Here is a 10,903-nt window from a genome sequence, read left to right as displayed (position 1 = left end):
GTGTAGTTTTGACTTTCAGGTTTATGCCGGATAAATTGGGGAGCTATGGGACTATTAAAAAAGAAAAAAAAGGATGAACCCGAGGAACCGGCTGTCGAGGAAAAGACCGGCGACGAAACCAAACCGACCAAACCCAAGAAGAAATCATTAATAAAAAAGCTGATTATTTTTCTGCTTATTCTGGGTATTCTTGGCGGGGGTGGATTTTTTGCGTACACCAAATTTTTTTCAGGTTCCGGTGGCGAAGATGGCCGGGTTTATCAACCCGTACCCCTTGCCCATGTCACCCTGCCTGACGAGATGCTCGCCTTTTGTTTTACCCGCATACCTGAACTTTACGATGCACTGTTGGCCTTTAACGGGGAGATGGCTTTATTTGAGACTGAAATTGCCCGTATTGATGCTGTGGCCACCAAGTATCCGGATCAGAAGAAGATTGCCGATGGCCAGAAAAAAGTATGGGTAAAAGGAATGGAATCTTTAAAAAAATCCTTTGAAAAACTGGAAAAACCCATTAAAGAAACCTTTGTACTGTTCCAGGTTAACCAGACCCAAGGACAGGAAAAAATTGATCAGACTGCTGAACAGATGATCCAGGAGGCCAAAGACGCCCTGGAAAAATCCAAGGAACTGACAACCCCGCTAAAGGAAGCTATGCCCAAGGCCCCGGAAGGCCTGATCAAAGGAACCCTGTATAAAATAAAAAAGAAGTTTTTATGACACGCTATACAAATATTGCCCTAAGCCTGAAACAATCCGCTGACATATATCCGTTCAAACGGGCTGTGGTCTACCCGGCCTCACGGGATAGCTCCGGGCGGGTTCTATACAGCCAGCTGACCTTCCGCCAGCTTGACCAGCATTCCGATAGCCTTGCAGCCGGGCTTGACAGCATCGGTATCGGCCGGGGAACCCGCACCATTCTGATGGTGCCCCCGGGCATGGATTTTTTTCTTACGGTATTTGCCATGTTCAAGGTCGGGGCTGTGCCTGTGGTGGTGGATCCCGGCATGGGGATTGACCGGATGCTGCAATGCCTTTCCCAAAGCCGCCCCAAGGCTTTTATCGGCATTGAAAAGGCCCATGTACTTCGAACCCTGCGCCCCGGATTTTTTAAAACAGTAAAGCGGTGGGTGACCGTGGGCAGAAAATGGTTCTGGGGCGGCCACACCCTGAACCAGTTGATGAACAGGTTCCCGGGCACACCTTTCAAACAGGTGCAGACCACCGAAAATGAAACCGCTGCCATTGTATTTACCACCGGCTCCACAGGGCCTGCCAAGGGCGTGATATACACCCACGGCAATTTTGAAGCCCAGATCCGCCAGATCCAGTCCCATTTTCAGATTGGGCCCGATGAGGTGGATCTGCCCACTTTTCCACTTTTTGCCTTGTTCGATCCTGCCTTGGGTATGACTGCGGTGATCCCGGACATGGACCCCACAAAACCGGCTCTGGTGAATCCCGTAAAAATTATAGAGGCCATTGAGAACCATGGCGTGACCAATATGTTTGCCTCCCCGGCTCTTTTGAACCGGGTGGGAAAATATGGACAGGAAAACGGGATTAAGCTGCCGTCATTGCGCCGGGTGGTCTCCGCAGGTGCTCCTGTCAGCCCAGCCAATATTGAACAGTTTTCATCCATGCTGTCCGATAATACCCAGATCCATACCCCTTACGGGGCCACGGAAGCGGTTCCCATTATTTCCATCGGTTCCCATGAAATTCTGTCGGAAACCAGAAAACTTTCCGAGAAGGGGTTTGGCATGTGCGTGGGCCGGCCCATTGCAGATACAAGTGTAAAATTGATCGAGATTACCGACGATCCCATCACCCAGATCCAAGACGTCCCGGAGGTGCCTGAAAATCAGGTGGGGGAAATAACGGTAAAGGCAGATCTTGTTACCGAGCATTATTTTAACGATGCCAATGCCGATCTTCTGGCCAAAATATCGGATCCGGACGGAAGAATATGGCACAGAATGGGGGACTTGGCCTGGAAGGACTCCAAGGGCAGAATCTGGTTCTGCGGCAGAAAGGCCCACCGGGTTGAAACCGGAGAAGAGACCTTATTCACCATTCCTGTGGAAGCCATATTCAACAACCATGAAAAAGTTTACCGCAGTGCACTCACTGGTGTCGGGCCAAAAAACCGCCAACTGCCTGTGGTATTTGTGGAGCCATTTGAGAAAATATCCGATGAAAAACAATTTATAGGGGAATTGTCTGACCTGGCTAAAAAGAATCCTTTGACCGCCGGTATTGAATACATTTTCATTGAGTATAAATTCCCCGTGGATATCCGGCACAACTCCAAAATTTTCAGGGAAAAACTAGCGATCAAGGCCCGGGAGTTAATCACAGGATAAGATGGAAGCTGTTGGCAGATGAAATACAGATACATCAATTCAAAGATCGGGCCATTAATGCTGGCCGGCAATACAATGCTTGAACTGATCCGTTTTCCCATTAAAGGTGAAAGAAAAGCGCCTGGGAAAGGCTGGATAGAGGACAACACCATCTTCTCCGATGCCGTATCCCAGCTTGCACAATACTTTGAAGGCCGGTTAAAACAATTTGACCTTGATCTGAACCCCCAAGGGACGGATTTTCAGAAAAAAGTCTGGCAGGCGCTGTTAACGATCCCCTACGGGACAACGGTTTCCTATGGCCAGATAGCCCAACGAATTGACAATCCCAAAGCCTGTCGGGCCGTGGGCCTTGCCAACAAATCCAATCCCATACCCATCGTCATTCCCTGCCATCGCGTGATCGGCAAAAACGGAAAATTAACCGGATTTGCTGGCGGCCTAGATCTCAAACAGACTCTTTTGGATTTGGAAAGATCCATCTAAGATACACCAGGCAACCTAATATTTAGGGGAAATTGAGATCAGCATGTGGACATGGTCTCCCATTAAATGCCCTTCTATGATTTGTGCTTCCTGATGCGAAGCCAATTCCCTGAAAACTTCACCAAGAGTTTTCCTCAAATTGCCATATATTGCTTTTTTCCGATACTTTGGAATCCATACCAAATGGTACTTGCAATCCCAAGTTGTATGATTTAATTTGCTGTAAGTATTTATCGAAAGGCTCCTTTCTTTTGTGATCTTTGAGCGGTTCACATTAATGGAGGCTTTCGATTTTTCCCGCAAATGTCAAACTCTGAGAGTCTCCCCGGCAAAGCCGGGGGTTTGCCCATGTTGATTACAACTTGTAACGTCAATCAAGGTGTTTTTAGAACAAAAACCACAAACCGATGGAGCACTATTCCCAATATACGGGGGAGTGTTACATATAAAGGGCATGATAGAGAAAGGTATATGAAGAATATTAAAAATAAAATTTCTGCTTGCTTGATAGTCAAGAACGAAGAAAAGATGCTTCCAAGATGTTTAAACAGTCTTAAGCATCTGATTGATGAGTTAATTATTGTTGATACCGGTTCTGAAGACAATACTGTAAAAATCGCAGAATCATTTGGTGCGAAAATTTATCACCACCCATGGGAGAACAATTTTACCAAACACCGTAACCAGTCAATATCGTATGCCACGGGAGACTGGATCATTTATCTTGATGCTGATGAGGAACTCAATTGTTATCATCTAACCAAGGCCGATTTTAAGAAAAAATTAAAAAAACAGCCAAAGATACTGCATTGTTTATTAATAAAAATGCTGGATAAGAACAACCAGGGCAGGGTTGTATCAGAAACCAGAATGATCAGGATGTTCAGAAATAAGGTGGGCGTTCGGTTTAAGGGAATCATCCACGAAACACCTGTTTATTCGGGAAAAGTAGGGTTTCTGGATATAGAATTCTTCCATTACGGGTATGCTTTGCCGGAAGCCCAAATGCAGGCTAAATACAAACGAAATAGCGACTTACTGCTAAAAAGGATTGAGGCGAATCCCAAAGACCATGATGCATATTTTTATTTGTTCCAGGTCTATTCGGAAATGAAAGAAAAACAAAAAACCATCAAAACCGGCCATCAATGCCTTAAGCTGGTACAAGAGAAAAAACTACCCTATATACAAGCTTCTTTTTATTACTCGATTTACCATGGGCTTGCATCCTTATACCGAAATGCACAGGAATATGAACAAGCCCATTCTATTATCCGTGAAGGTCTTAAGGTCCTGCCGGATGAACCTGATTTATATTATGATTTGGCTAGTATCGGTTATTTTTCAAACCAACCCGATCTTTCTATAGAGGGTGGACAAAATTATCTTCGCGTAGTTGATGATTTTCGCAATAATCCTTCAAAGGCAGGCACAAGATTTATCTTTACAACAACAAAAAATGCTGAAATCACTGTTTGCTTCTGGTTAATAATCGGCCTTATTTCTTTTGACCGGTTCCAGGAATTTTTAAGTCTATGGGAAAAATACAGGGAACCAATGCTTGAAAAAACTTCATTTCCCAAAATCATATTTGACGCTCTTGAGAAAAAAGAAGCCTTTGATGCCCTTGGCCCTGTTGCTCTTTTTCTTTTTAGCCGACTTGATAAAATTCCTGTATCCCACCATACAATGATTTTTTCTTTTCTTTTGTTTTATTTAAGCGAACAAACAGCAGATCAAAATGAAATAAACAGTGGATCTGGTAGTATATTAGAAAGCATAATTGCGCAGTATTTTAAAACTATAAACGACTACAATACAATCCCGACAGGAGATGCGGTTATCCTGGCCAATTTTTTCTTAGGTAAAAACAAGGGTGATCTGTTTTTAGACTTGACACTTGCTGTCTTTAATCGGGAGCTTGCAGGTCTATTAACGGTAATTGACAATAAAGAAACAATAGTTCAAGGTTACAAAAAAATTGCCGGAAAACAGAAGAAAGACAGAAAAGGAAGAGTTATTATTTTATCTATTCTAAGTATTTGCAAACAACTACTTTCAAGTGGATAAGGCAACATTGAAATAATTTATATTTTATTTTGTCGACGCTTTGGTTTTCTTCAGAAAGGCTTATTTCATGAGTAATGATGGGCTTGAGTTATTATATCGTGTCAGAACGACACTGCATGATGGGACACCTGTTCCTGATTCTTTTCAACATATTGCATCACAAGCTTATTATGCAAATAAAGGCGACACAATTGAACTGAATACTGAATTTTATGTTTTCGCTGTGGGTACATATGCTATAGAGCGGGAACTAAAATATAAAGAAGAGTATTGCTATTTGCCGGACAGCATGTGGCTTACATATAATCAAGATCTTCGCCCCACTGATTATAACAGTGACTCCTATACATTCAAAGAAAACGCATATTACAAAATCTGTTTTAAAAGGTCTGATGGTGCAGATGTTCAGCCTTCAGATGTTGAGCATATCAAGTCGGCGTTCAGTATCACAGGAGGCATACGCACCAAACATCCAACAGCAGAAGGGATGAAAACATATTTCATTGAAGAAGCTGATCGCGTAATCCAAAGATGGCGCTCAAAACTAGTAAATAAAGGCGACGGCGATATCTTTAGTTTGATTATCCTTACAGATACACATAATGTTTTAAACGGCACATGGGCAGATACTGAAAAAAATATTCGTCATGTGTCTGAGCAAATTGCCCTTGATGGGATTGTGCATTTAGGTGATCTAACGGACGGTATAGTCTCAAAAAAAAGAACGCTGCAGCTTGCAGATGAAGTCGTTAACGGGCTTAAGTCATGTAATATTCCTGTATTTTTAGCGTTAGGGAATCACGATTCAAATTACTTTTTTAATAACCCTGAGCATATTTCTATTGAGGAACAAGCAAAGTTATATTTAAATAGAGAAAAACCCTACTATTGCGTGGATTCAGGTTCTATGAGAATGTTTTTCCTATCAGCATATGACAACAATCGAAAACTTAGATACGGATATTGTGATGCCCAGATAAATTGGATTGAAACGCTTTTACATGAAACACCTGATGGAATGGATATCATGGTATTCAGCCACGATGCGCCACTTGCAAAGCTCGATTACTGGAGTGACGAAATTTATAACGGAGAAAAAATGGCAAATATTTTAGAAGCGCACAATGTGCAAAAAAAAAATATTATTGCATTCATGCATGGCCATACACATGCCGATAAGATTTATAGGGAGTTATCGTATCCGATTGTGTCGATTGCAAACAACAAATGCGAAGATTTTTCCTGTTATAAGCCTGACGGTTCAGTAACACAAAAGAGAAGCTTTTGCGATGCAACCCAGGATTTATGGGATATTCTTTTGTTTGATAAAAGTACAAAAGGTCTTGAACTGGTGCGTTTTGGTGCAGGCAATGACAGGAGTGTTAGATAAATGAAAAAAGTAATAACATATGGCTCTTTTGATCTTTTTCATAACGGACATTACAGGCTTCTTGAACGCGCCAAAAAGTTAGGGGATTATCTGATTGTTGGCGTAACAACGGAATACTATGATAATTCGCGTGGAAAGCTCAATGTTGTAGACTCATTGTTGATGCGTATTGAGAGTGTTAAAAAGACAGGGTTTGCAGATGAGATTATTATTGAGGATCACGATGGGCAAAAGCTTGAAGATATTATCAAGTATGGCATTGATATTTTCACGGTTGGATCTGACTGGACGGGAAAATTTGATTTTCTAAAGGAATATTGTGACGTTGTCTATCTTGAGCGAACAAAACTGGTATCCAGCACAATGCTTAGAGAACAAAAGTTTCCAATTATTAAACTTGGAATGATTGGGACCGGTCGTGTTGCAGTAAGGTTTCCAAAAGAATTAAAATACGTTAGCGGAATCGAATTAACATCTGTTTATAACCCTAAAATTGACAGTGCAAAAAAATATGCAGAACAATTTGAGTTAGGATTAGCAACCAATAACAAAGATGACTTTTATGATAGCGTAGATGCTGTAAATATTGCATCGCCACATGAAACACATATTGAATACATTATGGAAGCACTTGAGCGAAGCAAACATGTTTTGTGTGAAAAACCCATGTGCCTTAAAGAAACTGATGCAATAAAGGCTTTTGAGCTTGCAAAAGCAAAGAACTTAACTCTTATGGAAGGCATAAAAACAGCCTATGCGCCAGGATTTGTTCAGTTAATCGGCGTGGCAAGAAGCGGTATTATCGGCAATATTCGTGATGTGGAAGCAGGCTTTACAAAGCTTATTCCACAGCAAACACGTGAATTGACTGACTTGGATTATGGGGGGGCCTTCACTGAATTAGCCTCTTACACACTTTTGCCGATTTTAAAGTTAATGGGTTGTAACTATGAAAAAGTCAATTTTGAAAGCTTAAAACAGAAAGATGGTATTGACATCTATACTAAAGCGTATTTTTACTATAAAAATTCTTTAGCCACAGCTAAAACAGGGTTAGGTATCAAGTCAGAGGGACAGCTTTTAATCTCCGGAACCAAAGGATATATTCTTGCCAAATCGCCTTGGTGGCTGACGAAAGGATTTGAAATCTGTTTTGAGGACACATCGAAAAATGAATTCATCGCAACAAAGTTTCTTGGCCAAGGTTTTAGATATGAAATAAGTGATTTTGTAAAAATGATACGTGGCAGTTTAAATGGATATGAAGAACGATTAACAGTGGAAGAATCAGTGACATTGGCTAAGCTTATGGAGAAGTTTCTTTCTGAGAGAAAGAAAGCTATAGCTATTTGATGCTTATTCTCTCTTATTTAAGCTATGAGATTACGTTATCGGGTGATTAATGTCTGAACGAAAACCTGGAAAATTTGTAGAGGACAAGCGGACTAAAATTTTAACCGGAGGACTACATAATAGAGTATTTCGAGGATTAAAATTTTAGACAAACACCGGCCGTAATCGGCAAAAATTGTGGTTTTCGTTCGGGCACAATTAAGCATGGAGAAAACGCATATTATGGACTTTACTAATAATGACACAGAAAAACTTATAATATATGGTTTTGGACGTGTAGCAAGATGCTGCTTGCCAAAACTGATTCAAGATTTTCAGATTGATTTCATCATAGACAATAATTCAAAATATGAAAAAAATGATACGCGATATAATGGCATCCCCATTCAGTCATTTATGTCTGTAAAGCACAAACTTCAGGAAAAAAAATATAAAGTGGTAGTAGCTGTATCTGGGAATAGCTACTATCCTATTAAAAAACAGCTTGAGAGTATTGGGTATAGAGAATCCATTGATTTCGAAAATGCCAAAAATTTTATGAGTCAGTGGTATTGGATAAATAGAAGCGAATGTGTTATAAGTAGAATTTCACTGCCTATAACTTTAAAGTGTACTTTAAACTGTAAACATTGCAATACATTAGTACCATATTTAGACCGTAGTCGAGTATATACTGATGATGAACTTAAAGAAACAATCAAAATGTTCTTCGATTGTATTGATTATGTCTCTACTGTTCTTATTGTTGGCGGTGAACCCTTACTTAAAAAAAATTTAATTGAAATTTTAAGTTTTATACAGGTAAATTTCCATGAAAAATTTTCAAGACTTCATATTATAAGCAACTGCACTATAATCCCCAAAGATGACCTGCTTCAATTTGCGAATCAGAACAATATACTGATCAGGTTAAGTGACTATAGTCATGAAATCGGAAATTATGATCGCATTAAGAAAATAATCGATAAGCTAAAAGCTTTCAAAGTTGATTATATCGTGAACAAGCATGAACAATGGTTTGATATGGGTTTTCCAAGGGAAACTTTGCGCATTGCCGATTCAAGAGAAAACTTGATAAGGCATATGACTGAGTGCAATGCGATGTGTCAGGTTATATACAACAAAAAAATGTTTTTTTGTGCAACACAATTGGGTGCGTTTGAAATCAATCGGGCTTATAATAAAGATATTTTGGAGCTTGATAGGCTGATAGTGAATTCAACGGAATCCAAAAAGAAATTATTAGATTATTACAATGGGAATCTGCCTAAAGGAATTCGCTTTTGTCAATTGTGCAGAGGAGTTGGACCAAAAAATAACAAAATAGTGACAGGTGGTGTTCAACTCAAAAGAAATGATGAAATAAAGATTAGAAAGCCAAGCTAATACCAACCAATGTAATGGAAAGAGATATCTGTAAAATGAAAATTATAGTTTGGGGAATTGGCGTTATAGGAAAAAGGCTGCTAAATATATTCCCAACGGATTCCATAGTAGGATACATAGATTCAAACGTTGAACTTATTGGAAAGACATATAATCAAGTTCCAGTTATTTCATTTGAAAAATACCTTTCAGAATATAGTGAGCTGCCATTATTGATTTCTCCTTTGAATAACATGCCCATAATTGAGCAGTTAGATAAACAAAAAGTAGATCGTTATTGGATTTTATCTGAAGAACCTATGGATATGTATTCATTTGATGAAAGAAGACTATCAGATGTATTTGAATCAGAAAATTATGATTTGGATGCATATATAATTAAGGGCAATAGTCTTTATTCGTTGTTTTTATATGATTATTTATTAATAAAGAACAAGCATGTTGTCTTTCTAAGCGATAATGATACAGAAACTCACATTAAAACGCATGGGTATAGTGCAGTTTTTAATGTAGAGACCGAAAGTGTGCTTGATTGGGATCTGTATGATGAATTATTGATTGAGGACGATTATTATCAAAGTAGTCGTGAAAGATATTCGCAATTGATTTCGTGTAAATGCTCAACAATTGATGCTGTCAAGAAAAAATATAGGACTTACCCGGAGTTAAAAAAATTTAAAGGAATCCATAAGGCGCAACGGTGTGTAATCGTTGCCAATGGGCCAAGTCTAACAATGGATGATTTAAATACAATAAGCGAATACAATGAAATATCCTTTGGTGTGAATGGGATCCATAAGGCAGGGACAAAAAGCTCATGGCGCCCAGATTATTATGTCTTATCGGATATCAATTATACTAATTATGAACGTGATAAAATTATTGGGTATGATAGTAAGACCAAATTTGTTCTTGATGGAGCTCATAAGTTTTGGGAAAAAGATGTCCCTGAAAATGTATATAAGTTTTATTGTTCCACCGTTTACTCTTTAAAAAGCATTGATGTTTCCGATGAAATTGAATATGGGATATATGTTGGAATGACCGTGATTCATGTATGCCTTCAAATTGCAATGTACATGGGATTTGATGAAATATATTTGTTAGGCGCTGATACCACTTCATATAATACAAAAGGGCGATCTCATTTTATAGAGCGAAGTGAATACGTAGACGAGGCCTTGTCGAAAAGGACTAATCATCCAGATTTGGATATTCAGCGAGTTGTGTTAGGATACAAGTCAATAAAGAAATTTGCAGACGTTAGGGGTATCAGGATTTATAACGCTACGCGCGGTGGTGCATTAGAAGTGTTTGAACGTAAAGAATTTGATAAGTTGTTCCACTATCATCCCGGATAAAATTACTAACATAGGTTTTACCCGGGAAGTTGAACAGGGGGGGGAGTGGACTTAAAGTCCCCCCTGTTCAATTCCCTATTGGCTCAATTCCAAATGAACTGGCCAGCTTTAAAAAGTGTAACGCTTATCCNCTATATTCATAACGAAATAATGTAACGGCCAGATATCCCGCGGCCATACCCCGCCAAGAAAATCATAAAATCATACCCCGCATGCCTATCCCGCCGATAGACCCCGCCACTGATTCGTTAAAAATTTGCTACATATAATCTCCCTGATTCGAATCTTGGAGAAAAATGATGGCAAAGAATTCTCGTGGAAAACGCCCTTGCTCTATTTGCCGAAAATGGTTTGCTCCTGATGTAAGACAAAAAGGTCGGCAGAGAACATGTAGCCCGGCTTGCCAAAATGAGCTTCATCGCAGGCAATGTGAGAACTGGAACAGGAAAAATAAAGCTGTCTCCAAAAATAATTATCTGGCAAAAAAA

Annotated in this window: 8 protein-coding genes and 2 pseudogenes; 9 read left to right on the top strand and 1 reads right to left on the bottom strand. The window is 39.6% G+C overall.

Annotation, left to right across the window (positions count from 1 at the left end; translation table 11 throughout):
* The first annotated feature begins 45 nt into the window (after positions 1-45).
* From B147_RS0120170 to B147_RS0120160, 3 genes are read left to right on the top strand one after another with little or no spacing between them, the layout of a single operon-like run.
* The gene (locus tag B147_RS0120170; RefSeq protein ID WP_020589016.1) at positions 46-720 is read left to right on the top strand and encodes a hypothetical protein; all 675 of its coding nucleotides are present in this window, start codon (positions 46-48) and stop codon (positions 718-720) included.
* The gene (locus tag B147_RS0120165; protein ID WP_020589015.1) at positions 717-2,369 is read left to right on the top strand and encodes a fatty acid CoA ligase family protein; all 1,653 of its coding nucleotides are present in this window, start codon (positions 717-719) and stop codon (positions 2,367-2,369) included. Before B147_RS0120170 ends, B147_RS0120165 begins: the two co-directional genes overlap by 4 nt.
* An 18-nt stretch (positions 2,370-2,387) precedes the next feature.
* A complete protein-coding gene (locus B147_RS0120160) occupies positions 2,388-2,855 on the top strand; it encodes a methylated-DNA--[protein]-cysteine S-methyltransferase (protein ID WP_020589014.1) in 468 nt (155 codons plus the stop codon).
* A gap of 18 nt (positions 2,856-2,873) precedes the next feature.
* Here the strand turns inward: B147_RS0120160 and tnpA are convergent.
* Positions 2,874-3,089 (bottom strand): annotated as a pseudogene (gene tnpA / locus B147_RS31335) (IS200/IS605 family transposase); the annotation flags it as partial.
* Between the two features lie 237 nt (positions 3,090-3,326).
* Here tnpA and B147_RS30575 point away from each other — a divergent pair.
* The 6 genes and pseudogenes from B147_RS30575 to B147_RS32540 form a co-directional block, all read left to right on the top strand.
* The gene (locus B147_RS30575; protein WP_020589013.1) at positions 3,327-4,925 is read left to right on the top strand and encodes a glycosyltransferase; all 1,599 of its coding nucleotides are present in this window, start codon (positions 3,327-3,329) and stop codon (positions 4,923-4,925) included.
* A 67-nt stretch (positions 4,926-4,992) separates the two neighbouring features.
* Positions 4,993-6,315, top strand: coding sequence for a metallophosphoesterase family protein (locus tag B147_RS0120150; RefSeq protein WP_020589012.1), 1,323 nt, complete (start codon positions 4,993-4,995; stop codon positions 6,313-6,315).
* Positions 6,316-7,668, top strand: coding sequence for a Gfo/Idh/MocA family oxidoreductase (locus B147_RS0120145; protein ID WP_020589011.1), 1,353 nt, complete (start codon positions 6,316-6,318; stop codon positions 7,666-7,668). It abuts the gene before it with no gap.
* Positions 7,669-7,890: 222 nt separating this feature from the next.
* Positions 7,891-9,054 (top strand): radical SAM protein, encoded by a 1,164-nt coding sequence (locus B147_RS0120140; protein ID WP_020589010.1) that lies wholly within the window; start codon positions 7,891-7,893, stop codon positions 9,052-9,054.
* A 35-nt stretch (positions 9,055-9,089) separates the two neighbouring features.
* Entirely contained in the window at positions 9,090-10,415 is a 1,326-nt protein-coding gene (locus tag B147_RS0120135; protein ID WP_020589009.1) for a 6-hydroxymethylpterin diphosphokinase MptE-like protein, read from the top strand.
* A gap of 296 nt (positions 10,416-10,711) precedes the next feature.
* A pseudogene (locus tag B147_RS32540) lies at positions 10,712-10,903 on the top strand (hypothetical protein); the annotation flags it as partial.

Origin of the sequence: Desulfobacter curvatus DSM 3379, from assembly GCF_000373985.1 — a bacterium.
In the GTDB taxonomy this organism is placed as follows: domain Bacteria; phylum Desulfobacterota; class Desulfobacteria; order Desulfobacterales; family Desulfobacteraceae; genus Desulfobacter; species Desulfobacter curvatus.
Note: the sequence above shows the minus strand (reverse complement) of the source record. Positions and strands in the feature narration are given on the sequence as shown.